Annotated in this window: 24 protein-coding genes; 6 read left to right on the plus strand and 18 right to left on the minus strand. The window is 69.4% G+C overall.

All coding sequences use genetic code 11. The features are described from left to right. Nucleotides 1-12 precede the first annotated feature (12 nt). From FXF65_RS32805 to FXF65_RS32825, 5 genes are all read right to left on the minus strand, one after another. A complete protein-coding gene (locus tag FXF65_RS32805) occupies nucleotides 13-1,437 on the minus strand; it encodes a pyridoxal phosphate-dependent decarboxylase family protein (protein WP_148353947.1) in 1,425 nt (474 codons plus the stop codon). Further along, complete coding sequence (locus tag FXF65_RS32810; protein WP_148353948.1) at nucleotides 1,427-2,791, minus strand: MFS transporter; 1,365 nt, start codon at nucleotides 2,789-2,791, stop codon at nucleotides 1,427-1,429. The genes FXF65_RS32805 and FXF65_RS32810 overlap by 11 nt, the downstream gene beginning before the upstream one ends. Further along, complete coding sequence (locus tag FXF65_RS32815; RefSeq protein WP_148353949.1) at nucleotides 2,788-3,396, minus strand: TetR/AcrR family transcriptional regulator; 609 nt, start codon at nucleotides 3,394-3,396, stop codon at nucleotides 2,788-2,790. The genes FXF65_RS32810 and FXF65_RS32815 overlap by 4 nt, the downstream gene beginning before the upstream one ends. 52 nt (nucleotides 3,397-3,448) lie before the next feature. Continuing rightward, nucleotides 3,449-4,078 (minus strand): LysE family translocator, encoded by a 630-nt coding sequence (locus FXF65_RS32820; protein WP_148353950.1) that lies wholly within the window; start codon nucleotides 4,076-4,078, stop codon nucleotides 3,449-3,451. A gap of 68 nt (nucleotides 4,079-4,146) precedes the next feature. Next, the gene (locus FXF65_RS32825; protein WP_148353951.1) at nucleotides 4,147-4,683 is read right to left on the minus strand and encodes a TetR/AcrR family transcriptional regulator; all 537 of its coding nucleotides are present in this window, start codon (nucleotides 4,681-4,683) and stop codon (nucleotides 4,147-4,149) included. Nucleotides 4,684-4,780: 97 nt separating this feature from the next. Here FXF65_RS32825 and FXF65_RS32830 point away from each other — a divergent pair, with 97 nt between their 5' ends. Beyond that, a complete protein-coding gene (locus tag FXF65_RS32830) occupies nucleotides 4,781-5,488 on the plus strand; it encodes an MBL fold metallo-hydrolase (RefSeq protein WP_148353952.1) in 708 nt (235 codons plus the stop codon). A gap of 4 nt (nucleotides 5,489-5,492) precedes the next feature. On the opposite strand, the gene FXF65_RS32835 is transcribed toward FXF65_RS32830, so the two are convergent. Both FXF65_RS32835 and FXF65_RS32840 read right to left on the minus strand, forming a co-directional pair. Then, nucleotides 5,493-6,110 (minus strand): TetR/AcrR family transcriptional regulator, encoded by a 618-nt coding sequence (locus FXF65_RS32835; protein ID WP_246199282.1) that lies wholly within the window; start codon nucleotides 6,108-6,110, stop codon nucleotides 5,493-5,495. Nucleotides 6,111-6,285: 175 nt separating this feature from the next. Then, nucleotides 6,286-6,822 (minus strand): peptidoglycan-binding domain-containing protein, encoded by a 537-nt coding sequence (locus tag FXF65_RS32840; RefSeq protein ID WP_148353953.1) that lies wholly within the window; start codon nucleotides 6,820-6,822, stop codon nucleotides 6,286-6,288. A gap of 553 nt (nucleotides 6,823-7,375) precedes the next feature. Between FXF65_RS32840 and FXF65_RS32845 the strand changes: the two genes are divergently transcribed. Continuing rightward, on the plus strand, nucleotides 7,376-9,931 hold the full coding sequence (locus FXF65_RS32845) for a P-loop NTPase family protein (RefSeq protein ID WP_148353954.1): 2,556 nt from the start codon (nucleotides 7,376-7,378) through the stop codon (nucleotides 9,929-9,931). On the opposite strand, the gene FXF65_RS32850 is transcribed toward FXF65_RS32845, so the two are convergent. The 3 genes from FXF65_RS32850 to FXF65_RS32860 form a co-directional block, all read right to left on the minus strand. Further along, on the minus strand, nucleotides 9,912-14,222 hold the full coding sequence (locus tag FXF65_RS32850; RefSeq protein ID WP_148353955.1) for a trypsin-like peptidase domain-containing protein: 4,311 nt from the start codon (nucleotides 14,220-14,222) through the stop codon (nucleotides 9,912-9,914). The genes FXF65_RS32845 and FXF65_RS32850 overlap by 20 nt on opposite strands. Further along, complete coding sequence (locus FXF65_RS32855; RefSeq protein WP_148353956.1) at nucleotides 14,219-14,542, minus strand: CU044_2847 family protein; 324 nt, start codon at nucleotides 14,540-14,542, stop codon at nucleotides 14,219-14,221. The genes FXF65_RS32850 and FXF65_RS32855 overlap by 4 nt, the downstream gene beginning before the upstream one ends. A gap of 119 nt (nucleotides 14,543-14,661) precedes the next feature. After that, the gene (locus tag FXF65_RS32860) at nucleotides 14,662-15,039 is read right to left on the minus strand and encodes a PAS domain-containing protein (RefSeq protein WP_187412623.1); all 378 of its coding nucleotides are present in this window, start codon (nucleotides 15,037-15,039) and stop codon (nucleotides 14,662-14,664) included. 170 nt (nucleotides 15,040-15,209) lie between these two features. On the opposite strand from FXF65_RS32860, the gene FXF65_RS32865 reads away from it, so the two are divergent. Together FXF65_RS32865 and FXF65_RS32870 are read left to right on the plus strand one after the other, a co-directional pair. Further along, nucleotides 15,210-15,950, plus strand: coding sequence for a GNAT family N-acetyltransferase (locus tag FXF65_RS32865; protein WP_148353958.1), 741 nt, complete (start codon nucleotides 15,210-15,212; stop codon nucleotides 15,948-15,950). A 173-nt stretch (nucleotides 15,951-16,123) separates the two neighbouring features. Beyond that, nucleotides 16,124-17,191: an LLM class flavin-dependent oxidoreductase gene (locus tag FXF65_RS32870; protein WP_148353959.1), complete on the plus strand. Its 1,068-nt coding sequence runs from the start codon at nucleotides 16,124-16,126 to the stop codon at nucleotides 17,189-17,191. 172 nt (nucleotides 17,192-17,363) lie between these two features. On the opposite strand, the gene FXF65_RS32875 is transcribed toward FXF65_RS32870, so the two are convergent. The 3 genes from FXF65_RS32875 to FXF65_RS32885 form a co-directional block, all read right to left on the minus strand. Beyond that, on the minus strand, nucleotides 17,364-18,014 hold the full coding sequence (locus FXF65_RS32875; protein WP_148353960.1) for a DUF4360 domain-containing protein: 651 nt from the start codon (nucleotides 18,012-18,014) through the stop codon (nucleotides 17,364-17,366). A gap of 483 nt (nucleotides 18,015-18,497) precedes the next feature. Beyond that, complete coding sequence (locus tag FXF65_RS32880; RefSeq protein ID WP_148353961.1) at nucleotides 18,498-18,956, minus strand: hypothetical protein; 459 nt, start codon at nucleotides 18,954-18,956, stop codon at nucleotides 18,498-18,500. 178 nt (nucleotides 18,957-19,134) lie between these two features. Further along, on the minus strand, nucleotides 19,135-20,814 hold the full coding sequence (locus FXF65_RS32885; protein ID WP_148353962.1) for a carboxylesterase/lipase family protein: 1,680 nt from the start codon (nucleotides 20,812-20,814) through the stop codon (nucleotides 19,135-19,137). A gap of 124 nt (nucleotides 20,815-20,938) precedes the next feature. Here FXF65_RS32885 and FXF65_RS32890 point away from each other — a divergent pair, with 124 nt between their 5' ends. Next, entirely contained in the window at nucleotides 20,939-21,679 is a 741-nt protein-coding gene (locus FXF65_RS32890; RefSeq protein ID WP_148353963.1) for a TetR/AcrR family transcriptional regulator, read from the plus strand. 14 nt (nucleotides 21,680-21,693) lie between these two features. Here the strand turns inward: FXF65_RS32890 and FXF65_RS32895 are convergent, their stop codons facing one another. The 4 genes from FXF65_RS32895 to FXF65_RS32915 form a co-directional block, all read right to left on the minus strand. Further along, the gene (locus FXF65_RS32895; protein WP_148354134.1) at nucleotides 21,694-22,551 is read right to left on the minus strand and encodes an SDR family oxidoreductase; all 858 of its coding nucleotides are present in this window, start codon (nucleotides 22,549-22,551) and stop codon (nucleotides 21,694-21,696) included. Nucleotides 22,552-22,597: 46 nt separating this feature from the next. Then, the gene (locus tag FXF65_RS32900; RefSeq protein WP_222868854.1) at nucleotides 22,598-23,230 is read right to left on the minus strand and encodes a histidine phosphatase family protein; all 633 of its coding nucleotides are present in this window, start codon (nucleotides 23,228-23,230) and stop codon (nucleotides 22,598-22,600) included. A 247-nt stretch (nucleotides 23,231-23,477) separates the two neighbouring features. Further along, nucleotides 23,478-23,663: a DUF397 domain-containing protein gene (locus FXF65_RS32910; protein WP_148353964.1), complete on the minus strand. Its 186-nt coding sequence runs from the start codon at nucleotides 23,661-23,663 to the stop codon at nucleotides 23,478-23,480. After that, a complete protein-coding gene (locus FXF65_RS32915) occupies nucleotides 23,654-24,457 on the minus strand; it encodes a helix-turn-helix domain-containing protein (RefSeq protein ID WP_148353965.1) in 804 nt (267 codons plus the stop codon). Before FXF65_RS32915 ends, FXF65_RS32910 begins: the two co-directional genes overlap by 10 nt. A 203-nt stretch (nucleotides 24,458-24,660) precedes the next feature. Here FXF65_RS32915 and FXF65_RS32920 point away from each other — a divergent pair, with 203 nt between their 5' ends. After that, complete coding sequence (locus FXF65_RS32920; protein WP_148353966.1) at nucleotides 24,661-25,059, plus strand: ATP-binding protein; 399 nt, start codon at nucleotides 24,661-24,663, stop codon at nucleotides 25,057-25,059. Between the two features lie 636 nt (nucleotides 25,060-25,695). On the opposite strand, the gene galE is transcribed toward FXF65_RS32920, so the two are convergent. After that, a complete protein-coding gene (gene galE, locus FXF65_RS32925) occupies nucleotides 25,696-26,700 on the minus strand; it encodes a UDP-glucose 4-epimerase GalE (protein WP_148353967.1) in 1,005 nt (334 codons plus the stop codon). Between the last annotated feature and the right edge of the window lie 155 nt (nucleotides 26,701-26,855).

Consider the following 26,855-nt stretch of genomic DNA (forward strand, 5'->3'; position numbering starts at 1 on the left):
CGACGCCGGGGCCTACCGCGCATAAAGTACGGACAGGAAACGGATCAGAAGCGCCTCGCGCGTCGCGGGCGGCAGGACGTCCAGAATGGCGTTGACCGTCGCCATCGCGCCGCCGCTCTCCGCAGGATCGACGCCGACCGACGCGAGCAGTTCCCCGAACCCGGCGTCGTCGAGACCGTCCAGGTCAAGACCGGCGAGCGCGTCCGCGAGACCAGCCGGAACGTCCGGCGGTCCAGCAGCCCGCGCCGCCTTGACGGCGTCGGAAAGCGCCCCGAGAAGGGCCTCCACGTCGCTGACGCCGGTCAGCGTGAAATGCAGGTTCGGCGGAATTCCCTGGTAGGAGAGCTGAGGCTGGAAGAACCAGCCGCGCGCCCGCGCCTCGTCGGCGATGACGAAGACATCGAGTTCCGGGTCGTCCGACGCGACGGCGACGAGCGGAACGACCGGCTGCCCGAGCACCCGCAACCCAGGAATTTCGGCGACGCCCTCGATGAGCCGTTCCGCCGCCTTCATCGAAGTCTCGGCGAGTTCGCGATACCCGCGCGCACCGACCGCGTTCAGAGTCGCCCAGGCGGCACCCAGCGGCCCGGCGCTCTTGCTGCTCTGCACACCCGCGTTGATGACGGTGTATCCGGGCCATTCCGCGGACGCGAAATAGGCGCACCGACGCAGCGACTCGTCCGCGAAAAGGACGACCGACGCCCCCTTCGGCGCATATCCGTACTTGTGCAGGTCGCAGGAAAGGGACGTCACGCCGGGCACGGACAGGTCGAACGGCGGCACGTCGCGTCCCGCCTCCCGCAGCCAGGGCAGGACCCAGCCGCCCACGCACGCGTCCACATGGCACGGAACCCCGGCGGACGCCGCGACCGCCGCGATCTCGGGAACCGGATCCATGACCCCTTGCGGATAGGACGGAGCCGACGCGACGACCAATACCGTCCGCGCCGTAATCGCACCGGCGACAGCAACGGGATCAACTCGGAATGACGAGTCGACGGGAACCTGCACGACCTTCGCGCCCAGATAATGCGCCGCCTTGTGAAAGGCGGGATGCGCGGTGGCCGGCACCACGATCTCGGGCCGTCCGTCCACCGAACGGACATCCCGCGCCGCCTTGACCGCCAGCATGATCGACTCGGTGCCGCCGCTGGTGAAGATCCCGGAGCCGCCGCCGAGCCGGTCCGCGACCGCGCCGACGACCTGGCGTTCCAGCGCGACGATGCTGGGGAAGGCGGTCGGGTCCAGGCAGTTGACCTCCAGCATCTCCTGGAAGGCGGACGCGGCGAGGGCGTGCACGGCCTCGCGCCCGGTGTCGTAGACGTAGGCGGTGACCTGGCCACCGCGAACGGGCAGGTCGGCGTCCCGCAGCCGGGCCAGCTCGGCGAGCAGTTCCCCGGCGGGACGGCCGGTTTCGGGGAGACGGTCAGACGGCATGTCCCTGCTCTTCCTCCAGTTTTCCAGCCCCGCCCGCGCGGCGATGGACGGCGGCGGCCCGCCGGTACGCCAACGCCAGCGGCACGCTCAGCGACAGCAGCAACGCGGGGACGATCGAGAACCCGACGCTGAGCCCGGTCAACGCCGACCCCGGCTGCACGACGGGCTCGTCGAGGTCGGACGACCGGAACGACGACACGGTCAGGATCAGCGCGTAGATCCCGGGCCCGACGGCGAACGCGCCGGTCTCGGCGGCCGTCCACAACCCGGTGAACGCGCCGGCCTGGGCGTGTCCGGTGCGTCCGGCGTCGGCGCGGACGGTCTCCGGCAGCAGCGACAGCGGCAGCAGTTGCACGGCCGCGAAGCAGAAGCCGGTCAGCGCGCTGAGCGCCAGCACCCCGGGCACCGACCCGATCAGCGGGTACACGGCGACGGCCGTCACCGCGAAGATCACGAGCGCCGCCACGTAGCAGTCGATGTATCCGTACCTGCGGGACAGCCACCGCCACACCGGGACGGCGAACGCGGTCGGCCCGACCATGCACACGAACATCGCGGACGTGAGCCCGTAGTCGTCCAGCCGGTAGGTCGCCACATAGGGCGCGCCCGCCAGTTGGACCGCGACGGCGACGGTGTGCCCGACGTTGGCGCTGAGCAGCAGGAAGAACGGACGGTTCCCGCGCGCGGTGCGCAGCGCGGCGGCGAGGCCCAGCGGGCGCGGCCCCGGCCGGGACGGCACCCACCGCGTCGCCAGCGCGCTCCCGACCATCGCCGCGCCCATGAGGAGCCCGGTCACGACGCCCATCAGCGCGTATCCGGCGCGCCCGCCGCCGCCGACGCCGGCGAGGGCGGGGGCGATGCCGCCCGCCAGCAGGAGCCCGACCGTCAGGCACACGACCCGCCAGGCCATCGCCCGGCCGCGCTCGGCGGGGTCGTCCGACACCTCGGCGGGCAGCGCCACGTACGGCACCTGGAAGCAGGCGAACGCGCTCGCCGCCAGCAGGAACGCGACCCCGGCCCAGGCGGCGGCGAACCCCGGCGAGCCGCCCGGGACGGCGAACATCGCGGCGAACAGCACCGGCACGGTCACCGCGCCGAGCAGCAGGAGGCGGGTGCGGCGGCCGGTGCGGACGGCCTCCCGGTCGCTGGCCGCGCCGACGATCGGGTTGAGCAGGACGTCCCACGCCTTCGGCACGACGAGCGCGGCGCCCGCGACGGCCGCGGACACGCCGAGCACGTCCGTCAGGTAGTAGAGGAGCAGCAGGCCGGGGACGGCGGAGAACACGCCCGTCCCGATCGAGCCGACGCCGTAGCCGAGAAGTCTCCGCCGCGGCAGCGCCGCCGTCGACGTCATCCGGCGGCCTGGCCGGGCAGCCCGACTGCGGTCGCGACGAGGCGGCGGATGTGCGCGCGGAACCTGGCCAGCTCACGCGGGTCGTTCATGCCGCGGCGGCGCCCGTCGCCGTCCAGCACGCCTCCGGCGCCGAACCCGTGGGTGCACCAGACGATCGTCCACACGACGTACTCGATGTCGACGCCGTCGGGCACGACCTTGCGGGCGGCGGACACGACCATGTCCATCAGGGGCCGGACGTACTGCTCCTCAAGATGGGCGACGTCCGAGGCGTCCGACAGCCAGCGGTGCATCCACAGCGCGGGGATCTCCGGGTGCTCGACGCAGAAGTCGATGTAGCGGTCGGCGAGCGCGACCATCCCCTCCGCGTCGCGCGGCACCTGGGCGAGCGCGCCTTCGAGCGCCGCCCGTTCGGCCTGGTGGGCGCGTTCCATGACGGCGAGGTACAGGTCGCGCTTGCCGCCCGCGTGGTAGGCGACGGTGGCGACGTTGAGCCCCGCCGCCTCCGCGATCATGCGGGTGGACGTCCCGTCGTAGCCGAGCGCGGCGAACAGCCTGGTGGCCGCGTCCAGGATGCGCTCCCGGCCGTTGTCGCTGCTGGTCATTCCTCCACGCTAGGCGCTCGACCAAATCCCGGTCAAACGATTGATGGAGAGACTAGGTTCGGCGGGCGGCGGGCCCGGCGAACACGGCGGCGGCGCCGAGCCCCAGGTAGACGAGCCCCGTCGCGTACCGCTGCCGCCGCTGGAACACGGGACGCGCCCGCAGCCACGCCCCGATCGACCCGGCCGCGACGGCGTACACGATGTCGCTGACCAGGCCGATCAGCGCGAGGACGACGCCCATCACGGCGATCTGCAACGGGACGGCGCCCGCGTCCCGGTCGACGAACTGCGGCAGGAACGCCAGGAAGAACAGCACGACCTTGGGATTCAGGACGTTCACCAGCACGCCGTCCAGGTACACACGCCGCAACGGTTGCGGCTTGAGTTCGGGCCCGTCGAACTCGTCACGACCGCGCAGCGTCCGGTAGGCGAGGAACACCAGGTAGGCGGCGCCCGCATAACGCAGCACGCCGAACGCGGTGGCGGACGCGGCGACGACCGCCGACAACCCGGCCGCCGCCGCGGCGATGTGGACCAGCGTCCCCGTCTCGACGCCGAGCGCCGACGCGACCCCGGCACGCCGCCCTTCCCCGATGCTGCGGGTGGTGATGTACAGATGGTTCGGTCCGGGTATGGCGACCAGTGTCAACGCGGCCAGCAAGAACAGCAGAGGATTAGTCACGGCCCGGACACTAGAGCCGCAATGGCCCACCCACCAGGTCCAATCACTCCACTCCACCGTGGACCAATCTAAGACGAGCGCCCTTCCGTCAGGGCTCGGCGTATGCCGGACAGGCCGTACTCGAAGGCGCGCTCGACATCGCCTCCGAGCCGAAAGGCGCCGATGGACTCCATCTCGATGAAACCGGTGGCCCAGGCCGTCACCAGGCGCGCGGCCTCAAGCGCCTCCCCGTCGCCGACGAGCTCCCTTGAGGCGCGCAACACCGGGTCGGAGGCGCGAGCCAGGGCCTCGGACGGCGCGTCCGCGGAGAGCATCAGCCGAAACCCCTCCGGCCAGGACCGTGCGAACTCCCGGTAGGCGCGCACCAGCCCCTCCAGCGACCCGTCGGTCGCCGCCAGCCGGACGCCCAGGTCGTCGACCGTCGCCTCGGCGACGGCGGTCAGCAGGGCCGCGCGGTTCTCGACGTGCTTGTACAGGGACGGGGCGCGCACTCCCACCTTCTCGGCGACGGCCTGCATCGTCAGCCGCCGCTGGCCGCCCGCCTCCAGCAGATCGCGTCCCGCGGCGACGATCCGGTCGAGCGAGGTCTTCTCAGGGGTCGGCATCGCTCGTCCTCTCACAACGAAGGCTATTTGACGTAGCCATCATAGCTAATTATCTTAGCTATCACCATCTCCGCCAAGGTCGAAGGCAGGAAACCCAATGAAGCTCGCACCGCATCTGCACCGCCTCGGCAACGACATCGTGGCGTGCTACTTCATCGACACCCCCGAGGGCATCACGCTCATCGACGCGGGACTGCCCGGCCACTGGCGGGATCTACAGGACGAACTCCGCTCCCTGGGCAAGTCCGCCGACGACATCCGCGGGCTCGTCCTGACCCACGGCGACTCCGACCACATCGGCTTCGCCGAACGCCTCCGGAGCGAACACGGCGTCCCGGTGTTCGTGCATGCCGCCGACGCCGACCGCACGCGCACGGGCGAGAAGCCCAAGGTCGCGTTCGGCCCCATGCGGCTCGGCCCGACGCTCGGCTTCTTCGGCTATTCCATCCGCAAGAACGGCCTGCGTCCCCGCTACGTCAGCGAGGTCACCGAGATCAGCGACGGCGACGTCCTGGACCTGCCGGGAAGCCCCGTGATCGTGGGCATGCCCGGTCACTCGCCGGGAAGCGTGGCGGTGCACGTCCCGATCGCCGAAGCGCTCTTCGTCGGGGACGCCCTGACCACGCGGCACGTCCTCACCGGACGCGGCGGCCCGCAACCCGCGCCGTTCACCGACGACCCGTCCCAGGCGCTCGACTCCCTCGACCGGATCGCCGGGCTGCCGGCGTCCTGGGTCCTGCCGGGCCACGGCGCCCCCTGGCGCACCTCCCCGGCCAAGGTGGGCGAAGCGGTCAGGAACGCCTGAAGATCTAGGACGCGGCGGGTGCGGCGAGAGCTCCGGCGAGCACCAGGCGTCCGGCCGTCCGGACCATCGCCGCGACCTCCTCCACCGGCTGCCGCAGCGACGCGAGGCTGATCAGCGCGGCGAGCAGCACGTGCCCGAGGACGACCTCGACGTCGTCCCGCTCCGGCACCGGCTCCCCGATCGCCGTCGAGAGCCGCTCCCGCAGGAACAGGAACAGGACGTTGCGGGGTTCGTCCACGCTGGAGTCGTCCGAGGTCACGGCCTGGATGATGGCGGACGTGAGGGTCGGCTCCGCCGCCGCGACGCGGACGATCCGCTCCAGCAGCGCGGTGAGCCGTTCGAGGGGCGTGTCCCCGACCGCGAGCGCGTCGACGTCGCTCGTCACCCGGTGCGCCCAGGTCGCGGCGACCTCGGTGAGCAGGTGGTCCTTGGTGGCGAAGTAGCGGTAGACCGTCGCGCGCGCGACCCCCGCGCGATCCGCGACGTCGTGCATGGTGACCGCCGGATACCCGCCCTCCAGCGCCAGCTCCCGCGCGGACTCGATCAGCCGCTCCCGCCGCGCCTGCTGATCCTTGCTCAGCGTCCGTGTGACGGTGAACCGCATCTCACCGCTCAAAGCCACCCTGCCTTCCGCACCGCCCGGCCAGTCAACAACCCCCATTCTTCCGCCTATTCTCCCCAAACCGCGCTACAACCGACCTGCTGCCCCTCGTCCAGGAGGCTCCAGTTCCAGACGGAGCAGCAGGTCGTCCTTCCACGGGGCCGTCACCGCATCGGGCCGCAAGGCCCTGGCGGGGTCACTTGCCGGCGGGAGTGGAGACCAGCTTGTTCCAGTCCTTGGGGTCGGCGTAGGCGTGGACGGGAAGCCCGTGGGCGCTCTGGAACTTGTTCAGCTTGGTCTTGGTGCGCGGGCCGAAGTAGCCGGTGATGGGCAGGTCGTCGTTGTAACGCCACTTGTTGAGCGCCACCTGCAGTCCCTTGACGCAGTCGTTGCGCTCGCCGTAGGAGAACCCGCCCTTGCCGGTGAGGCTGAGCCAGGTGGAGGCGCCCACGATGCCGTCGACCTTGTTGCCGTTCTTGTACTGGAAGCTGCGCACCGCGGCGTAGGTCTTGGGCCCGAAGTGCGAGGGCACGGCCACCTTGTCGCCGTGGCAGTTGAGCAGCCACTGCAGGGCCCGGACGTTCTCGCTCGTCTGACCCTGCCGGAGAACCGGCCAGGTGAGCCCCTTGTAGGTGGGCTCGGGGTCGGCCGAGGCGGGCGAGGCGAGAACCACGCCCCCCAGCACCATGCTCCCGGCGGCGAGCCCGGCGACCGCGATCCGCTTGAGATTCATCCTGTCTCCCCGGTGTGTGGTGGGTTACGCCTGGTGAGAGGCCCACCGGACAGCGGTGGTTCGGGGACGGCACCCCGCTGTCCGGTCACGGTCACTCGCGAACATTTCGACGAGTGCGGAGCGTCCGTACGCCCAGTGGGACTAGGGCCTGCCTGGCAAAGGTCGTCCGGGCCCGCCACGTCGGCCGGTGCCGGACGACTTATGCGCGAGAATCGCTCAGCCGGACATTGGGGATGAGCTTGCCGTCGCGCCCGCACGTCCATCTCGCGCCGCGAACGCATCGGAACGTCCGCCCGGTATCAAAGGTCCGAAAAGAATGTCAGGCGATGCGATGGGAGCGAATGTCGGCCGGGTCCTCAGCGCTACACCGGCACATTCACCAGGGCCACCGGAGGCGGATGACAGCCGGGGATGAGACCAGTCGGCGTCAACGCTCTGGGCCGCGCTTCGATTGGCGCGCAAATGGAGTCGACGAGGCATTTTCATTGTGATCTAGAGGCGGCTTTGAAAGCATCGTGAGCGCTCGGATCTTCGCGGTACGGAGAGCGGACAAATGACTGAACTGGTCGACTTCTACTGGATGCCCGATGCCTGGTTCGTGGGACGTGAGGACTTACTGGCCGAGCTCACCACGACGACCGGGCGGCAGCGGATGCACCAGGTCGTCGGTGGTACGGGCACGGGCAAGTCGTCACTTCTCTTCCAAGCGAGCCGCAGACTCGCCGCGAGTGGACTGGCCGTGGGTTACATCAGCGCCAGCCGGATCGCCGCGGTCGCGGCGGCCCCCGCGGGAACCCCGGACGCGCAGGCGCGCACCACGCTCGACTGGTGTCGTACCGCGGCCCGGCTCATCGCGGCCGATCTCGACGGTGCCCACATGTTCGATGCCGCCCGCCAGAGGAGCGTCCAGGACGCCGCGAACCGGATCATCGACGCGGTCTGGCGTGTCGAGCGCATGTCCGATCCAAAGCACTGCGGTGCGGATGGCCCCGGGCCGGACGCGCGCGTCGGCCGGCAGGACGCGGTGGCCGCCCGGCCCGGCGACCTCATCCGGCTTCTGTTCGATGAGGTCAGGGACGCACTGGCGGGTTGCGAGGCACCGACCGGCGACCACGCGGGCTTGGCCGTTCTCATCGACGAGTTCGACCGTGTCGAGGGGACCCCGACCGCCGAGTGGCTGCTCGACCTGCTGGTCCGGCTGCCGTCCAGCGTGAGGATCGTGGCGCGCCGGCCTGGCGGCCCGACACCCGAGGGCGTCGTGCACCACCTGCCCCCGCTCAGCCGCTCGGACGTCGCGAGCTACCAGCGGGTCCGGCTGCCGTCCTCCGGGGACCTCGATCGTCTCATCGCCCAGACGGTGGAGGTGACCCAGGGACACGCCCTCGCGGTCGGCATAGCCACCGACCTGCACGCCGCCTACGGCGACGAGTTCGACCTGCGACGGGCGTTCGGCGCAACGGGGAAGACGGGGCCCCCGCAGGAGGGCACCGAAACGTCCTCGCGGCTGGAGGCGATCGGCGCGGCGTTGGACGGGCTGCTCGACGATCTGTGGAGACCGGCCTCCTGGACGCGCGACCGGGGCCGTTTGCGCCTGCTGGACAGGCTGAGCGTGGTACGGCGGTTCGACGAGCCGCTGCTGGCCGCGCTCCTCCAGGACACCGGCGCGGTGGCGGCCGAGGTGTCCGCGCTGCAAACCGTCCTGCGGCATCAGTCCTTCGTCGTCGGGTTCGACGACGACCTCGAGCAGGGACTGCGGCTGCACGAGGCCGTGCGTGGCCGCCGCGAACGGGCGCTGCTCGCCCAGGACCCCGCCTTCTACCACCGGATGCACGGCCATGCCGCCCGGCATTGGGAAAGACTGCTCAACGCGTTCGAAACCGACGAGGACGATGCGCTGTACCGTACGTGGCATCGCTACGAACACCCCGAATGGCACGCGTTACAGACCGACTGGCTCTTTCACCTGGCCCGCTCGGACGCGGAACCGCGAACGGTCGACCTCGCTTTCGCACGGGTCTTCTTCGACGCCTTCTGGTGGTTCGGTGAGGCGGTGCCCTCTCCGCTCTGCGATGAGATCCTCGACAGGTTCGAGAACATGCCCAATGCGGACGGGTCGCTCGCGAGCCGTGAATGGATCGGGCATCTGAGGAGGTTCCGCAGTTCCTTCCCCAGTGCGCTACGGCCCGAGTACGCCGAGGCCGGGCAGTGGGAAAGCTCCTGGGAGGCGCTCCAGGGGATGAGCGCCCTGCTCGACCAGGCGGCACACGGCGTCCGGCAGGACTCTCCAGAAGACGACGACGTCATGCAGGTCAGGGGCCTGATCAACACGTACCTCGGTGAGGTGGGCACTCGCCTGGAGCGCCCGCTCGAAGAGGTGCTGGCCGCCTACCACGAGGCCAGAATCGCCTTCGACTACCTGGAGGAGGAATGGTGCCTGCTGTGGGTCGACTACCTGAGCACCGACGTCCTGTGCGCTCCGCAGTACCCGGGGCACCTTGACGAGGCCGAGCGGCAGATCCGTCCCCTGGAGGCGAGGATCTCCGAGCAGGCCGAATACGAGCTGCGCGTCCTGCTGGCCGAGACGTTCGGGGAGATCAACTGGCGGCGTGCGTTGGAGGCGTCGCCAGCCGAGGCCGCGGGGCGCCTGCGCGCGGCCCTTGACGCCCATGCCCGCGCGGTCATGCACGCCTACGCCTTCAACACCCGCCAGGAGATGCCCGACCAGGCGCCCAGTGAATACACCAGGGTGCTGTACGAGTCGCGGATGGACCATGCCCGCGCGCGCATGCGCGACCTGGAGCTGATCAGTGAGGACGCCTCGCGGCCCGCTGAGCTGCGGGCGGTCGCCCGGCGCGAGTACGAGGCCGCCCTGGTCCGGATGGAACGGCTCTTTCGCCCGTACTGGGCCCACATCCGGCAGACCGGAGGGGCCACGGCGTCCGACCGGCGGACGGCGGGCGGCGACACGCTGGACGGGATCTTCCCTCCGCCTCCCACGAGCGCGGACCTCGACACCCGGTCCAGCGCGTTCGCCGACGCCGTCCGACATTTCCTGCGGGTCCGCCGGCGCGAGTTGGACGACCGGTCGATCACCGCTCCGCTTCCCTGACCGACGGGGGAAGCTCGAAAAGGATCACCTCGCGTCCCGACCCCACGGCCAGCACTCCGGGCGCGCTGTCGAGCGCCGTGACGGGATAGGGACAGGCGATCCGGTAGAGAAGACGGGGATCGGACGGGTCCTGCACGCTCCAGATCATGACGTAACGATCCATTCCCCCACTGATCACCACGGGATGGTCGTCGAGTGACGTGGCCAGCACCGCGAGCACCTCACCGTCATGGGAGAGGGTCGCGAGCAGCTCGACGTTTCGCAGATCCCAGAGGCGGACGTGGGCGTCCTCGCCACCGGTGACGACGAGCGGTCCTCCGCCCGAATCGGCGCAGTCGACCGCGTTGACCGCCCCGGTATGGCCTCGCAGGTAGTTGCGGGTCTGCAGCGTGTCCAGCCACCAGACCTGGGCCCGCTCATCGGTGCGGGCGCCGACCAGCACAGGGTGGCCGTCGAGCTCACCGCAGGCCAGCGCGGTGATGGCGCCGCGGCGCTGCGGGTCGGGCCGCAGGTGCCGGGGAGCCGGTGCGCCGGGCGGTCCGGTGCCCGGCACGTCCCAGGCCCACAGACCGCCCCGGCCATCGGCCGCGGCCACCCGCAGCGCCGGGGCCGCACCGTCGATCATCGACGCCGTGCCGCGGCAGGTCACGGCCGAGATCGGTCCGAAGGGCACGTCGAGCACCATCGGCTGCGCGCCGCCGTCCAGGTGCCGGACGCTCACCCGCCCCTCGGCGCCGCCGAAGACCACCACGGGCTCATCGCCCAGCACGCCACAGCCGACCGAGGTGACCGGGGCCCCGAGGTTCGTGAACGGCTGCTGCGGCTCACCCGACGCCAGATCCCAGCACCGGACGGCGTCGGCGGCCACGCTCAGCACCACCGGCTCGCCCGGGACGCACGCGACCGCCGACACCTCGGCCGAGTGGCCGGGGCGCGGAGCCGGCGCCGCGGTCCCGGACCCGCCGTACGACGTGCGCCGCTGACGGCGCGAGCCGCCGGTGGCACGTGCGGCGCCCGTGGCCCGCGAGGCGCTCGTCGCCCGCGACCTGCCCGTGGCGCGTGCGGCGCGCGAGCCGCCCGGACGTCCGGCGGTGCCGCACACGGCCGACAGATCCCAGGCTCTGACAGTCCCGTCGTCGTCCCCGCTGATCGCGAACGGCTGATCGGTTCCGCCGTCGGCCGAACGGGCCGTGTCCCCTGCCGCGCACGCGATCTGGCGTACCGCGCTGGTGTGCCCCACGAGAGTCTCCACCCGCCGCCGGACCTCGAGATTCCAGACGCCGATCGTCCCGTCCGCGTGCGCGCTGAGAGCGATCACGGCACGGCCCACACGGGTACAGGCCACGGCGAGTGCACGCTCGCCGTCCATGCCCAGCTGTCCCAGAGGCTTGCCGGTGTCCAGATTCCAGAGTTGCATCGGCCGATCCCGATGGCAGGTGACGGCCACCGGGGCGCCGTTGAGCTCGGCACAGGCCACGGCCTGCACCTCGCTCACACCGTCGATCGAGGTCGGGCGCCGCACCCCGGACCGCAGGTCCCACACCTGGGCTCCGCCCGTGCGACCGGCCAGGACCGCCAGCGCCTCCGTCGCCCCGGTCTGGAGGCAGGCGACGACCAGGTCCGGCGAACCGGGGAACCCGGCCAGGGGGAGCCAGGCGAAGGGAGGCGACGGACGCAGGCATGCGGCGGATCCGTCGGGCCCGGCCGCGCTGCCGCAGACCAGAACCGGCCCGTCGTCGACCACGGCACCGGCCAGGGCGTGGGCACCGTGCCCCGAAACGGTCAGGCGTTCGGACGGGGCCCGGGTCCGCAGGTCCCACGCCCTTACCGCGCCGTCGTCACCGCTGGTGAACGCCACGGGCCGGCCACCGAGGTCAGCGCAGGCGACGGCCTGCACTATGTCGGCGCCGTCGGGCAGCGGGCAGCGCACCTGGGAACCGTCGCGTACGTCCCAGAAACAGAGGTAGCCGTCCAACCCACCCGTGACGGCTACCTGGCGGCCGTCGGGAAGGCGTGTCGCGGCGATGGCGCTCACCCCGGCGTCATGGCCGCGCAGGCTCCACAGCAGCGCACGGCTCGCCTGGGCGCCGCTGGCCCAGCGAGGCCGCACCCGTAACGGGCCGCTGAGCCCGCGGAGCAGCGCCGTGGCCCGGAATCGGGCGGCGTCGACGGCGAGCAGCTCCCGGCGCTCCTCCAACAGCAGGCGGCGGTCGTCCGGCTCCGGCCCGGTCCCGAGGTCGATACCCCGGTAGTGGTGGGCCGAGGTGCGATAGACGTCGCGGACCGCCCCGCCCTCCGGCGTCCCTTCCGGTGTCGTGGTCCGGTTGAGCGCTCGCAGCAGCGACGCCGGGTCGGCGTGCACCAGGAACTCGGCATCGCCGATCAGCCGGTCGAGCACGCCGGGCACCGCCTCGGCCGCGTGTTCGGCAAGGTGGGCGATCACGTAGGCGGGCGCCGTGTCCCATCCGGCGCCGTTCCCCGCGCCCCCATGGACCTCCACCAGCGTTTCCACGATCGCCTGTTGGTCGCGGGCCCGCTTCGGCCCGGACGGCAGAAGCTCCTCGTCCAGCGCGCGGTGGAAGAGCCTTCTTGTGACCCCGTCCGCGCCGCTTCCCGTGGTGAGCAGATAGTCGTTCATGGCCCCGGAGTGCATCCACTCCGGGCCGAGGTGCTGCATCCTCCTGGGATCCAGGGCGCGGACGAACAGGAGCCACTGGTCGTCGGTGAGCCCGGCGCCCCGGGCGTAGGCGAGGGCGGTCAGCAGGCTGCGCAGGGCGGTCCGCTCGGCCTCGGGAAAGCGGTTCAGGTAGCTGTTGAGCGCCTCGCCGACGCCGGAGGGGATCATCTCCCGCGCGTCGAAACCGGGCGCGGCCGGATCGACCGGCGCGTCCGCGCGGGCGAGCGCGATGGCCGCCAGCGCCGCGACCAGGTGGTTGCCCTCGGCGCGGTCGCCGATCACCCGCGCCAGCCTGGCACGCAGGTCCGGGTCGCTCCGATACGCACGCCATGCCGCACCAGACGGTTCGTGCACGTCCACCCGGGCCAGTACGGCGGCCGCGGCGCTCTCCAGCCCTGGAAGGTCCTGGTACTCGCCATCGAGGTCGACAAGATCGCAGTCTCCGCCGGGCGGCCGGAGAGGCGCCAGCAGGTCGTCGCCGTCGACATCGCGGTTCAGCCGGCAGGCCACCGCCACACGCAACCCGGGTACCCGCGCCAGCGCCGACAGCACCTCGGCCATCTTCCTCGCCTCGCCGTCGGCCGCCTCGTCCAGCGCGTCGACCGCGATCTGGACGGGAGCGGCCGCCCCGTCCAGCGATCTGAGTGCTTCGACCAGCGTGTCAGGCGAGGCCGACCGGGGCAGGCCGGAAAGATCGGCCACCGCGTCCAGCAGAGCGCCCACCGTGGCGTCACGGGCATGGAACGCCAGGCTCCCACCCGCGCTCGCCTCGGGCTGGTCGATGATCGCCCGGGCCAGCACCGAGGACTTCCCCGTGCCGGGTCTGCCGGTGATCACCAGGGCCCGCCCCCCGGGCGCCGCCGCCCTCAGATGCTCGACGACGCGGTCGACGGCCTCTCCGCGGCCACGGAACAGGTCCGCGTCCGGGTCGCCGGCCTGCCGGGCATAGGCCCGGCACGTGAAATGCGCCGCCGCTCCCGCACCGACGAAGAACCACGGGCGGGGCAGGCCCTGCCACACCTTCCTCACCGCGCTGATCGGGACGAAGCGAGAGATCCGCAGGGGCGCGCTCGCCCCCCGCAGCAGGCCGACCAGGCAAGGGCGCTCCCCGGCGAAGGCGATGACCGGACCGCCGCTCTGGCCCTTCAGCGAGCCGCGGGCCTTCTCAGGCCAGTCGACCTGCACGAACCCCTTGGCGATCTCTGTCGGATTGGTGAAGTCCCGCCACGCGCCCTCGGCCTTCGGGTCCTCCTCCGGGTAGCCGAAGAGGTGCACCTTGTCGGGGAGGCGCCGTACCGGCCACAGCGCCACCGGCGCCAACCCCGTCGGCGCACGGTCCAGTTCCAGCAGCGCCACGTCCAGGTTCTGCGGATCGGCCTCGCGCCCGAGCTCGACACGCTTCGCCTCGACCATCGGGAACCCGTCGAACCGCAGCCCGATCCTCAACCCGGCGCAGCCCTCCAGAACATGCGCCGCGGTCAGTACATGATTGGGGCCGACCAGAACTCCAGAGCCGAGGGGCACCCCCTTCTCCCCATCGCCTACGTCGCCCTCCCTCAGCCGCCGGCAGACGATGGGCGCCGCCGCGACCACGCGGTCGAGCGGACCGCTCATTCCTCGGCCGTCCTCCCACGCCTCCAGGTGAGCGTCACCTCGATGACGCTCTCACCCTGCGCCTTGACGAAGTACCAGCCGACCTTCCCGGACACTTTGACGCCGAACTTCATCGTCACCTCGTCGACCCCGGTGACCGTGGCGCGGGTGGAGGCGGCCAGTTCCTGCGCGGTGCCCGCGATAAGCGCGAACCGTGTTCGCAGACGGCCGTGGTCGGCGATCTCATCCGCACCGCCCTGGTCGTCGAACAGGGCGGTACTGTCCGCCTCGAAAAGCACCTCGGATCCATCTTCCAAGGTATAGCGCACGAATTCAGTCATGACTCTGCCTTCTTCTCCGTCGTCCTACCCCGTCGCCGGGCATGACAAATCCCCGAGGGTGTGCTGTATCGCAAACACGCTCGCCGCGGAAACGGGACCAATTTGCGGGCGGGTCGAAATCAGAGTTCGGGCAGCGCGTCGGCGCCCGCGGGCGCTTCCGCCGCCGAGAAGAGCGCGACGGCCCCGGCCGGGCTTCCCCAGGGATCACGGAGCAGTATCAGCCGGACGGCGAGCGGCCGCACCGAGCCGTCCTGACAGTGAACCGGAAGGCGCACGGCGCCGCGGTCGAGTGCGGTGTCGGTGGACGTCGCGGGAGTGGCCATGAGCGCGTGGAAAGCGGTCCAATGCGCTTCCTTGTACTCGTCCGGCACGATCACATCAAGGCGTTGGCCGACAACGGCACCGGCCTGATGGCCGAGCAGCCTTTCGGCGCCGGAATCCCATGACCGGATCAGGCCATCGGTGTCGGCTACCACAACTGCATACGAATCTTTCACGCCCACCCCTTCTTACACTAGGCCGCCGCAGGGTGCGGGGCGTATCATGCACTAACGCCAGAGCAGTTTGCGACCTTACCTCCGCGCACACACGAACATACCGAAACCTGGCTTTCCCGCTCGCGATTCAGTGCGATTTTGGTATGAGTCCCCTTACCGAGGAGCAGCCCATGGCCGCATCGGCTCCACCGGCGTTTCACGTCGAACCAATGGCCGCCGACGATGATTCCGGCCTGACCGATTTCTACGAAAGCGTGTTGGTGCCGAACTTCCCCCCGGACGAGCTGGAGGCCAAGAGCACCTTCGTCGACGGCGTGCGTTCGGGCGGCACCCACGTCCTCGCCGCGCGCACGCCCGCGGGCGACATCCTCGGCGGTGCCGTCGGCGACTGGTTCGGCGGCAGCCAGGTGACGTTGCTGTCCTATTTGGCGGTGCTGCCAGGTGTGCGCAGTGGTGGTGTCGGCACGCAGTTGATGGCCGCGGCCACCGACGCGTGGACCGCGCGCTGGAACCCCCGACTGCAGGTCGCCGAGATCGAGGATCCGCGGCACCACCACGCCACGACCTACGGCGATCCACGGGCGCGCTTGCGCTTCTACGAGCGGCTCGACGCGCGGTTCCTTCCGATCCCCTACTTCCAGCCGGCGCTGGGCAAGGCCGGACGCCGGGTGCCCGACCTGATGCTCATGGTCTTCGGCGGTACGGCGATGCCCTGGCACGACGGCACGGTGCACGGCGCCCACGTCGAGGAGTTCCTGGCCGAGTACTTCGAGGTCTGCGAAGGGCCGCCGACCACCGACGACCTCCAGCTGAATCGGCTGCTGGAGGCGTGCCGCGCTCCCGGTGGCCTACCGCTCCTCCCCGCCGCCGAACTGCCCGACCCGAGAGGCGATGAGCCCAGCTCCTTCTGAAGAAGCCCACAACAGCGGACGCCCACGAGCGTGCCGACGACGCGGAAGTCGCGGCGACTCATCACGAGGTCGGACCGTTCGTGAAATCTTGGAAATCACTGCTGTGGGCGTACTCCTGGAAGTGTAGAGCTGAGTACGGGTGAATGTGCAGCGATCGTGCCCTGGAGGTTTCGATGCGTGCAGGGGTCGTGGTTACCGCACAGTCCGGAGTGGAGGATCTCGCCGTACATGCCGAGAAGTTGGGACTGCACAGTTTCTGGGTCAACGACACACCGATGGTCCACGGCGATCCTTTCGTCGCTTTAAGCCTGTGTGCGAAGGCCACCAAGCGCATCAGGCTCGGTATTGGCGTGACCTCACCGGCGCTGCGCTCGGCCCCGGCCGCCGCGAGTGGGTTCGCCAGTCTCAATGCATTGGCGCCGGGACGGGTCATCTGCGGAGTCGGGACGGGAAACACCGCGCGGCGCACGCTTGGCATGCGGCCTACCACGGCGGCCACGGTGGAGACCTTCCTCGCCCAATTGCAGGGCCTGTGCGCCGGACGCAGCGTTGAGTACCGCGAAGGTGACCTGGTGCGCGACGTCCGTTTCCTGCACGCCGGGGCGCAGGCGAACACGGCCGATCCGATCGAGTTCGTCGTGGCCGCGCTGGGGCCGAAGGCCGCCGCTGTCGCCGGTCGTCGCGGCACCGGCCTGATCTCGTTCGGCCTGCTGGACCCCGCCGCCTGGCGCGCGCTACTCAATGTCCGCCATAACGCCGCCCGGGATCTCGGCTCCCGCCGCACACAACCTCGGGCGGACTCCTATCTGGTCACCGCGCTGCACGTCCTCGACGGTGACGAGGCAGCCGACAGCGACGCGGCCCGGGAGGCGACCGGTCATCTCGTCCTGTCGCTGCTGGCCTTCGCCGCCGACACCGCCGCCGACACGCCCGCCTTCGCCGACCAGCTCGGCCCCGCCGAACGCGAGGCGGTGCGGCGACTGCTGGACCGACGCGGCACCACTGCGGATGCACCTGACCGGCACACCAAGCTCTATCCCAACTATCTCGGACGCATCGCGCCACAAGACCGCGATCTGATCCTGCCCTCGCTGATGAACAACCTTGCCTTGGTCGGCACCCACGACGACCTTCGCGCGCGCGTCGCCACTCTGCGACAGGCCGGTGTGGACGAACTGCTCATCCAGCCGGTGATCGATCCCCCGAGCGAGATGGCCCAGCTAGCCGAACTTCTCAGCTGAGGGGCTCTGAACCGCCTTCGGACCCTGGGGGCGGCGGGGCGTTCGACGCCGCCGCCGCCGACACCGCGGGGGAAATGCCCGCGGTCAACGCGAGAGCGGAGAGGCAGACCACTCCCTCACGCATGGACCCTTGTCCCTTCCGTAGGAAGTTGCTTGGAGGCGGGCCGCCCGATTACGGGCAGGTCTTCCAGGTGTAGCGGTAGGTCGTCTTGACGGTGTTGTCGAGGGAGTCCACACCGACGAAGCTGATCTTCGTCTTGTCGGAGGTCCCCTGGTCTACCCGCACTTCGGTCTTGATGTTGAAGAACCGCTCCTCGCCGCATGGCGACCATACGAGCTGCGTGAACGTCACGCTGTCGTTGAACTGCCAGTTCCTCTTGATAGGGCCGGCGAGGGGATGTGAGGTCTGCGCGGTCTCCGGCTGGCCTTGGAAGTAGTAGTTGGCGACTTGTGCGCCGCTCGCCCCGGGTTGCAGGGAGGCATAGCCCCGGTGTTCCGTCGTCGAGACGGCGTAGCTGAACCCGTGCGGGACGTGGACGTTCAGGATGAGCTGGCAGCTCTTGCGGGATTCGACGGGCGAGACCGTGCCGCCCGCCTGGGCGATGTACTTGGCGTAGGTGACCGTGAACGAGTCGGCGGTGGGCGCTATGGCGGGCTCGGCGCTGTCCTTCGGACAACCACTGCCGTTGTAGCTCACGACATCGATGGTGATTCCGGTCGGGCCGTGAGCCAGCAGATGCTCGGACGCAGCGGCGGGCGTGACCGACGCGGCGGTCATGGCTAACGCTGCGGCAGCCGTGGATAAGGCGATCCCTTTGCGCATGCTATTCCTTACTCGGGGGGAGCCGTGGGAGACGGCGACGGTCTCCGGATTGACCGGAGACCGGCGCCGATGAAGACAGATCCGGGATCTGCTTGAATGGTAACTTTTATGGTCAATTACCGTCAATCAGAGCTTTTCAACTTTCCGGCACGCGGCAATTGCCAGGTGAAGTCAGGTCCCATCTCGCCTTGATCATCGATTATCGAACGTCAATGCCGACTCTTTGACAAAGAATCGTTCCAATCGTCGTTTCAAGATCACGATCGGGCGATGACCAGGAAGTTCACATATGCACGAACGGCCGGAAGCGGCCGCATCGCCTCTCTTGGAACGCTCCCATGCCGCCCTTTCACGGACGGAGGTCGATGCGGCCGAGGTTTCCGCATTGCCGGGCGAGGGGTCCCGACTCGCCCCCCACCCGGCGCGAGGGGGACCGGCGTCCATCACTCGCCACCGGCCACCTCGCCGGTCACTCCAGCCGAGTTACTGGTTGCCGCAAACGACGTAACGTCCCTGCTTCGGGGTTTCACTGCCGTCAATGTCGCCGATGCTCAAGGTCACGACGTACTCCATTCCGCCGAGGCACCTGAAGGTGTATTCCGCGGTCCGGGTTTCATTCCAGAATCTCAATACCGGGTCGAAGAACGTGAGGTTGACCTTGAACTTCGGAGTGAACGGCCCCTTTCCTCCGGTCCACTCCGCCTTGCAGAAGATTATGTTCTTGCCCTCTTGGACTTTCGACGAACACGCGAAGGACTTGATGACGAAGTCGGAGGCGGCCGCGGCCTGGCTCGTCGTGCCGAGCGTCGTGGTGCTCTGCCCGATGCGCGCGGTCGGCCCCGCTGCGTGGGACTGGGGAGCGTAGGCCCCGACCATCGCGACGAGCGCGAGGAGCACCGCCGCCAGGAGGGTCGCGGGCGCGAGGACGGTTCTTCGGTTCATGGGCTTCCCTTTTCGCTGGTCACGGGCGGGTCGAGCGGCGGAAACGTGAACCGCCGGTCGTAGTTCGCGCGAGATCAGCGAGCGGATGACGTGCGGATGACGTGCGGGCCGACATCACTAGGTGGGCGAGCGTCTACGATGGCGAGCCCCGCCAGGGGCTCGCCAGGGGCTCGCCGGGTTACGAATTGATGGTCTTCCAGAAGGCGCACTGGTGTTCTGCGTTGCGGTCGGTCTGGCCGATCGTGGTGGTGGCGAGTGATTGCACCCGACCGCCGTCCTGGAAGGGCATCCAGCGGGGTTGTCCGCTGCCGTTGGGGTTTCCGGTGGCGGCGAACCGGGCCCAGTAGCCGATCATGGTCGTGGAGAGCTGTCGCTGGGCGGGTGTCTGCGGGCCGGGGAGCTGCTCGTCGTCGAACAGGTACTGCAATTCGGCTCCGTGGAACGCGCCGGTGGGGAAGTTGGGCTTGGGCAGGGTGCTGAACCACGGCGCCGTCTCGTCCGCGAACTCGTAGGCGTAGACCGGAGTGTGCGCGGCGAGTGCGCGGTCGCGGTCCTGGGCGGGGCATCCCCAGGCCCAGTCGGTCACGACCGCCGACAGTGCCTCGCCTGCGGAGTGGAACTTGGCGACCGGATACCGGGCCAGAACTCGCCGCAGGTCGGCCGGGCTGAACAAGGCGGCGAGTTGCTCGCGGTAGCTGTCGGGAGTGGTGACCTGTTTGGTGGCGACCTCGATCGCCGCGGTGAACAGGCGGTGTTCGTCCCGAGTGGTTCCCTGCATGACGGGGACACGGTTGAAGCGGCCGGTCGCGAAGGCGCGCTCGGGGCTGAGTGGCAGGAAGCCCCCGCCGACTGTGGGCCCTGACCCGACACCGACGTCGGACCACTTGGCCAGTTCACTGATGTCGCGCTTGTCGCGCTTGCCGCGCAGGCAGGCTGCCGCGGTCACCGGGTCGGGGCAGCCGACCTTGGCCGCCACCTCCAGACCGTTCTTCTGGCGGTCGGCGCGGGGCAGCGGGAACCAGGTCGGCGGCCCCGGCGACCATTTGTCACCGGTGCACTGCGCGCTCTGCACGATCGCCCGGTGGAACAGCCCCGCCGATGTCGGCGCGGCGAGTTGGGCGCAGACGCTGGTCCCGCCCGCGGACTCGCCGAAGATCGTGACGTTGCCGGGGTCGCCGCCGAACGCCGCGGCGTTGCGCTGCACCCAGCGCAGTGCGGCCTGCTGGTCTTCGAGGCCGAAGTTCCCGGACAGGTTGCGGGCCTTGCCGTGGTCGAGTGCCGGGTGGTCCAGGAATCCGAAGATCCCGAGCCGGTAGTTCGGGCTGACCACGATCACGTCGCCTTCGGCGGCCAGCCGCCGCGCGCCGTACAGGCTGGCGGCGCCGCTGATGAACCCGTTGCCGTGGATCCACACCATCACCGGCAGTTTGCGTTTCCCGGTGTTGCGCGGCGTGGTGACGTTGAGGAACAAGCAGTCCTCTGTCGTGCTGGCCTCATCGATCACTCCGGCGGCCTGGGCGCAGCGGTTGCCGGGCTTGGTGGCGTCCCGCACGCCCCGCCACGGCGTGGCCGGTTGCGGCGAGGCCCAGCGCAGGTCGCCCACCGGCGGCGCGGCGTACCGAATCCCCTGGAACACCCTGGCCGTCGAATCGACCCTGCCGCGGACGGCGCCGGCATCGGTCCGAACCACGGCAGAGGCGGCAGGGCCGTCGTCACCGCGACCCGGTGACAGCGCGTCGGCCGCCCCTGCACCGGCGATCGAGCCCGAGAGCAACGCCGCGGTCAGCAGCACCACCACCCTGCCGGGCCGCCGTCGGGTGCGCCCGCCCGGCGCGTGGTGTCGATGCAGCAGTTCCATGTCGCACTCCCCCTGACGATCATCATTCGTGTGTGGGTCACACGAACTTAAGTGTGAGGCATACACGAAGTCAAGGTAGAGTCGGCCGGACAGGGATCCCCGGTCGAGCGGAGGAGGCCACCGGATGCCGAGCCCGCAGGACTCCGACCTGCCGCCGGGACTGGCCTTGGCCTGGGGCCTCCCCGCGAAGACGACCAAGCTCGGGCGCAAGCCGTCGCAGAGCGTCGAGCAGATCGTCGGCGCGGCCGTCGAACTGGCCGACGCGGACGGATTCGGCGCCCTGTCGATGCCCAAGATCGCCCAGCGGCTCGGGCTGACCGCCAACGCGATCTACCGGTATGTGAGGTCCCGGGACGAGTTGCTGGTCCTGGTCGCCGAGGCCGCCTGGGGTCCGGCGCCGGACCTGGCGTCCGGGACGGGAGACTGGCGCGACGCGGCGGACGTGTGGACGCGGGCGATGATCGACCGGTTCGACGTCCACCCCTGGCTGTGCGATCTCCCCGTCCGCGGGGCCCCGGTGACGCCGAACCTGCTGGACTGGACCGAGGCGATCCTGAAAGTGCTGACCGGCGCCGGGCTGCCCCCCGCCGAGGCCCTGGGATGCGCGTTCGTGCTGGACGGCTACGCGCGGCAGATCGGCGGCATGCGCCGCGACCTGCGCTACAGCACGGCGACTCCGACGCAGTCGGACACCGTGACCAGGTTCCTCCTACCCCGGCTGCGCGAACGCGGTCACTCGGTCCTGGCGTCCATGATGGACGGCAACGACTACACCGACGACGTCGTCGACGATGACGTGACCTTCGGACTCGACCTGATCCTGGACGGAGTCGGCGCACGGGTCACAGCAAAACGTGCTGTCTGAGTGCGGCTGGAGTGCTAGCCGTCACCATTCTGGTTGAGGCCGGTGAGTTCTTCGCTGAGCGTCCACAGCCGGGCGGCGGCCTTTTCGTCTCGTGCCAGGGCGCTCGGCTCGACCAGTCTGCTTTTGACGAAATAGCCACCGGTCACGTCCGCGACGTCCGGTGAGGATGCGAGATACACCGAGGTCCGGGCACCGGACGAGGGGCCGCGCTGCACACGCAGTGCGACCTGCAACAGCGCGCCGAGTACGCCCGTGACGTCGCGGCCAAGCCCTGAACGCACGGAACCCGGATGCAGGCAGTTGGCGGTGACGCCGGTGCCGTCCAGGCGCCTGGCCAACTCGAAGGTGAACAGGATGTTCAGCAGTTTCGAAAGTGGATACGCCTGCCGCTGATCGGTGGGCATACCGGCGGAAAGCTCGTCCCAGGGCATCGTCCGGACCTGTTTGTGGGCGGCCGACGCGACCGTGACGACCCGCGCGGGAGCGCTGCGCTCCAGCAGTCCGCGCAGCAGGTTGGTCAGCAGGAACGGCGTCAGATGGTTGATCGCGAGGGTGCTCTCCCAGCCGTCTGCGGTCGTCCGCCGCCGCATCATGATCACGCCCGCGTTGTTGACCAGGACGTCGAGCCGGTCATACCGGGCCTGGACCTGCTCGGCCAGCAGCCGCACCTCGGCCATGCTCGACAGGTCGGCGGCCAGGGTCTCCACCCGCGCCCCCGGCACCCGGCGACGGATCTCATCGGCGGCCGCCTCACCGCGGGCCGCCGTCCGGGCGGGGACGATCAAAGTCGCGCCCTCTCCCGCCAGCCGGACGGCGGTCTCCTTCCCGATGCCGCTGGTCGCACCGGTCACCAGGCAGGTCTTACCCGACATCGTCGCCACGCGGTCTCCAAGCCCGAACGCCCCGGGACGGTCGAACCTATTTCACCCCCGGCGCCAAGGGCGCGCAATGCCCGTCAGGCCATGCTGGGCAGTGCCAGGCGTGGCCGTCCCACTCGACGAGGAAGGGGCGCGCGTGAGGCAGAGGTGTGCCCCAGACCTTGGAGCCGAGGGCGCATAGTCGTGCGAGGGTGACGGTGAGGCTGGCGACGTGGCCGACTACGGCAACGGTCTCCCCGGGGTGGGCCGTGGCGATCGTCGCGAAGGTCGCCGTCATGCGGGCGAGGACGTCGTGTCCCGTCTCGCCGTCTGAGACCCGTTGGTCTAGGTCCTGCTTGACGATCCAGGCGTGAAGGACCTCTGCTGTCCGTGCGCGGACCGCCGGATCGTTGGTTCCCTCGTGCTCGCCGATGCCGACCTCGTTCAGCTCTGGCATCGCCGTGACGGTGAGTTCCGGAAGGGCCGCAAGGTGCTCTGCGGTCTGCCGTGCCCGGACCGCCGTGCTGGAGTAGATCCGCGTGATCGGCTCGTCTGCGAGTAGCCGGGCCGCCGCGAGGGCCTGGTGGCGGCCGTGCTCGGTCAATGGCGCGGCCGGAACGACTCCAGCAGTGCCGGTGATGACATTCGCCGATTCGGCGTGGCGCAGGCACCAGATGCGAAGGCGATCGCTCATGCGGCTTGTTCCTCGGACGGGCTTTAAGAGCGGTGGCGGCGGAGCGTCCAGAAAAGCCAGTTCCCGGTGCTGGAGCAGGACGCCACGTCCCAGCCCTGACTGCCGAGATCGGAGAGTAGGGTCACTATCTCCTTGTGGTTGCCGTGATACATCTCCTCATAGTCCCCGGGAAGGTTGACCTGGATGGTCTCCTGGTCCCACAACCACTCAATAGTGCCGAACTCATAGGTGAAGATCGCTGTCTCCGTTAGAGGTTCTTGAGGGCGTTAGCAAGGTTCCGGAAGTCGCCGGTGCTGAGGACGAGTTTGGGCCCGTCGGGGTCCTTGCTGTCACGGAGCGCTACGATGTTCGAGGCACCAGCAACCTCGACACAATTGTCGTTCTGGACTGTGCTGCGTGAAGCTTTGCGCCATGCGGCTTTGGTCAGGTCCATCTCTCGTCAAGCACCTTTCTAATCAACGCTCGGCTCTCCCTCACGTTGAGGGCCTCCGCCTGAAGACTAGCGAAGGTTTCGTTCAGAGTGGCTAGGTCTGCCGGGTCTGCGCTGGTCACACCTTTCGTCGCGGTGACGATGTACGTGGCCTCGCGGCGGTCCGCCTGGGTTGCGATCGCGAAGGCCGCGCGTGCCTCCTCTACGTAGACGGTCGGGAGGATCTGGAGTCGGATGCCGTCTCGATACGACAGTTCAACGAGGTACTCAAGTTGCTTCCGCATGACGTCCACTGTGCCGACCTGCCTAAGCAGGATGCTCTCCTCCAAGACCACGAAGATCTTGGGTGCCGGGTCGCTCAGGACGTGCTTCTGCCTCTTCATCCGGGTGGCGACGTCTTCGGGGTTCTTGAGGATTGCGCTCGCGTAGGCTTCGGTCTGAAACAGCCCATTGACTATGTGCGTCTCGTACACGCGGATCAGATTGGCCGTCGACTCCGCCTTCGGGAAGTCAACGAAGTGGGTGGCATACTTGATCGACTTGATCGCCTCGACCAGGTCGTTCCATGCCTCCACGATCTCACCGTTCGCGTGCAGCGCACCGTCCAACCGCTTGGCGAAGTCGAGGCGGCACCGGGTCTTGCCGCGTTCGACATGGCTGATGTAGGCGCGCGAGACTCGTACCAGTGTGGCCAGCTCCGTCTGGTTGAGTCCCGCCGCCTCGCGCAACCGCCTGACTTCCAGGCCGAAGGTCCGGAGTTCGGGGCTGTCTTTGCTGTTGTGGCTGCTCTCGGCCATCTTGATCTCCCGTCCTAGGGCGCAACTCCGTCGCTAACAAATGCAACCGGAATGCGGGTGCTGCCGCAGTCATCAGTAACGTACGCCTTCTTGTGGCTTCATGGTGCTCGTTCAGTAACAGAGGGTGATTGCGGCGGGTACTTCTGGTTTGGGGTGTTGGGCCCGTTCGGGATCAGCCGTCGTCCAGGCTGGAGGGGTCACCGATGCCAGCGGTACTGGTCGCGCCGGAGTCACCGGCGCTTGTTCTGGAGCCGTCCGAGTACGCGCCCGCGAAAGCGCGGCGCTACCTGACGGAGCGATTCGCCGAGCTCGGGCTTGGCGACGACTTCGTGGGACGCGTCGTCGTCACCGAGCTGGTCACCAACGCATACAAGCACGTCGGGATCGGGCGCATCATTGTGCGCGTCCTGCCGGATGTCCGCCTCAACCTCGCGGTCATCGAGGTGTGGGACGAGGGGATCGCCCTGCCCGTCGTCCGGGGCGAGAACGACGACGCGGAGGACGGGCGCGGGTTGTTGCTGATGGCGCAACTCGTCCACGACTGGGGTGTCCGGCGGATCGGCGGGGAGGGCAAGGTCGTATGGGCTCGTTGCGCTCGATGAGCGTCGAAAGCCGTCGGCGGTTGCTGCGGTGGCGAGGGGGGCCGGGACGTGGCGCTGTCGTCGGGCATCTCGACGGGCTCGCGGTCGCTCTCGCGTCCAAGGGATACCGGCATATCAAGCTCTATCAGGCCGCCGAACTCCCGGGGCGCCCGCTGCTTTTGTGGGTGTTCGTATTCGGCGTGGAGGGCCACGTGCGAGTCGCCGTTACCGTTCGCGCCACGGACAGTGGGACCTGGGCCTATTACGAGGCCGGGCATGGCGAGTACGGGTATCTATGCCCGTGCGGTGATGCTCAATACGCCGCCGAGCGGGTGGACGCTCTCCTGAAACACCGAATGTTTCCGTCCACCTGGTAGGGGCGGGGAGCGATGATGTCCCGTGTCTCTGGTCCCTGGGCGCGCCTTTGGGACGGCGAATGCAGCGTCCCGTTATGGGCGTTCGTTCCCGACCGGCGTGTTGATGCTCGGACTGCGGCTCAGCTTGCCGAACGACTTTGTGACGCCCTTTCCCATGACGCGCGGCGGCCGGATGGGACCTGGGCCAGGAGACCCGTCCGGCGGCGGAAATGAGCGCGCCGCCGGCCTGTTCGGTCCATCCGCTCCGTGGAAGGACCGAACAGGCCCGTGCGGGCGGGTCTCAGGCCACGTCTAGGTCGCGGCGCCTTTCGGCCCATTGGAGGGAATGGCGGATGGCGTCCTCGATGGTGTATTCGGGCTTCCAGCCGAGCAGTTCCAGGGCCTTCGCCGGGTTCACGAAGGCGCCGACGACGTCGCCGGGACGGGCCGGGGCGTCCACCGCCTGGAAGCCGTCGCCGACGACCTCCCGGAATGCGGCCACCAATTCGCGGACCGTCGTTCCGTCGCCGGTGCCCAGGTTGATCACCTGGTAGCGGGGCGTGTCGCCGAGCGGCGGGACGATCGCGTCGAAGCGGTTGACCGACTCGTAGAAGGCTCGGGCGATGTCCCAGACGTGGATGTAGTCGCGGATCGCGGTGCCGTCGCGGGTCTCCCAGTCCACCCCGGTGATCGTGAACGGGACGCCGTTGGTGTGGCATTCGATCATCTTGCCGAGCGCGTGGGTGGGCTTGCTGTTCTGCAGGCCGGTGCGCAGCCGCGGGTCGGCGCCGATCGGGTTCAGGTAGCGGAGGGAGATCACGCGCAGGTCGTAGGCCTTGCAGAAGTCCTGCAACAGCAGCTCCGCCATCATCTTCGAGCGGGTGTAGGGGTTCTGCGGTTCGAGCTCGGACGTCTCGGTGACCGACAGGTCGGGCTCGGGACGGTACATCCCGGCGGTGGACGCGAAGATCATCCGGTCGCAGCCGTTGCGGACGAGGTGCCCGGCGAGGTCGAGGGTCTTGGACAGGTTGACCCGGTAGTAGCGCAGCGGGTCCGTCATCGAGTCGGGCACCACGATCAGCGCGGCGCAGTGGACGGTCGCGGCGATGTCGGGATGGTCGCGGAAGATCTCGTCGACGAGGTCGCCGTCGCCGATGTCGCCCCGGTAGAAGATCTTCCCGTCGGCGAACTCGGAGCGGCCCGTGACGAGGCTGTCGAGCACCACGGGTGTGACGCCGCGTTCGGCGAAGGCGGAGGCGATGGTGCTGCCGATGAATCCGGCTCCCCCGGTGATCAGGACTTTCATTTCAGTTCCCCTGATACGGCTGATACGGCCAGTACGTCCCCTGAACGGTCACGGCCAGGATCAGCAGGCGATCGCGGTCGGTCAACGGCCGGAACTCCAGGTGACCGGGACCGGACGGGGGTGAACCCGGCGGCGCGGGGCGGCGTCCGCGCACG

This window comes from Actinomadura syzygii (genome assembly GCF_008085905.1).
Classification (GTDB): Bacteria; Actinomycetota; Actinomycetes; order Streptosporangiales; family Streptosporangiaceae; genus Spirillospora; species Spirillospora syzygii.

Coding starts and splice junctions, on each gene's coding strand:
- FXF65_RS32895 (WP_148354134.1), bottom strand. CDS start 22,551: ATGTCGGGTAAGACCTGCCTGGTGACCGGTGCGACCAGCGGCATCGGG.
- FXF65_RS32885 (WP_148353962.1), bottom strand. CDS start 20,814: ATGGAACTGCTGCATCGACACCACGCGCCGGGCGGGCGCACCCGACGG.
- FXF65_RS32845 (WP_148353954.1), top strand. CDS start 7,376: ATGACTGAACTGGTCGACTTCTACTGGATGCCCGATGCCTGGTTCGTG.
- FXF65_RS32805 (WP_148353947.1), bottom strand. CDS start 1,437: ATGCCGTCTGACCGTCTCCCCGAAACCGGCCGTCCCGCCGGGGAACTG.
- FXF65_RS32900 (WP_222868854.1), bottom strand. CDS start 23,230: ATGAGCGATCGCCTTCGCATCTGGTGCCTGCGCCACGCCGAATCGGCG.
- FXF65_RS32850 (WP_148353955.1), bottom strand. CDS start 14,222: ATGAGCGGTCCGCTCGACCGCGTGGTCGCGGCGGCGCCCATCGTCTGC.
- FXF65_RS32865 (WP_148353958.1), top strand. CDS start 15,210: ATGGCCGCATCGGCTCCACCGGCGTTTCACGTCGAACCAATGGCCGCC.
- FXF65_RS32825 (WP_148353951.1), bottom strand. CDS start 4,683: ATGCCGACCCCTGAGAAGACCTCGCTCGACCGGATCGTCGCCGCGGGA.
- FXF65_RS32890 (WP_148353963.1), top strand. CDS start 20,939: ATGCCGAGCCCGCAGGACTCCGACCTGCCGCCGGGACTGGCCTTGGCC.
- FXF65_RS32910 (WP_148353964.1), bottom strand. CDS start 23,663: ATGGACCTGACCAAAGCCGCATGGCGCAAAGCTTCACGCAGCACAGTC.
- FXF65_RS32810 (WP_148353948.1), bottom strand. CDS start 2,791: ATGACGTCGACGGCGGCGCTGCCGCGGCGGAGACTTCTCGGCTACGGC.
- FXF65_RS32830 (WP_148353952.1), top strand. CDS start 4,781: ATGAAGCTCGCACCGCATCTGCACCGCCTCGGCAACGACATCGTGGCG.
- FXF65_RS32875 (WP_148353960.1), bottom strand. CDS start 18,014: ATGCGCAAAGGGATCGCCTTATCCACGGCTGCCGCAGCGTTAGCCATG.
- galE (WP_148353967.1), bottom strand. CDS start 26,700: ATGAAAGTCCTGATCACCGGGGGAGCCGGATTCATCGGCAGCACCATC.
- FXF65_RS32840 (WP_148353953.1), bottom strand. CDS start 6,822: ATGAATCTCAAGCGGATCGCGGTCGCCGGGCTCGCCGCCGGGAGCATG.
- FXF65_RS32920 (WP_148353966.1), top strand. CDS start 24,661: ATGCCAGCGGTACTGGTCGCGCCGGAGTCACCGGCGCTTGTTCTGGAG.
- FXF65_RS32880 (WP_148353961.1), bottom strand. CDS start 18,956: ATGAACCGAAGAACCGTCCTCGCGCCCGCGACCCTCCTGGCGGCGGTG.
- FXF65_RS32915 (WP_148353965.1), bottom strand. CDS start 24,457: ATGGCCGAGAGCAGCCACAACAGCAAAGACAGCCCCGAACTCCGGACC.
- FXF65_RS32870 (WP_148353959.1), top strand. CDS start 16,124: ATGCGTGCAGGGGTCGTGGTTACCGCACAGTCCGGAGTGGAGGATCTC.
- FXF65_RS32855 (WP_148353956.1), bottom strand. CDS start 14,542: ATGACTGAATTCGTGCGCTATACCTTGGAAGATGGATCCGAGGTGCTT.
- FXF65_RS32815 (WP_148353949.1), bottom strand. CDS start 3,396: ATGACCAGCAGCGACAACGGCCGGGAGCGCATCCTGGACGCGGCCACC.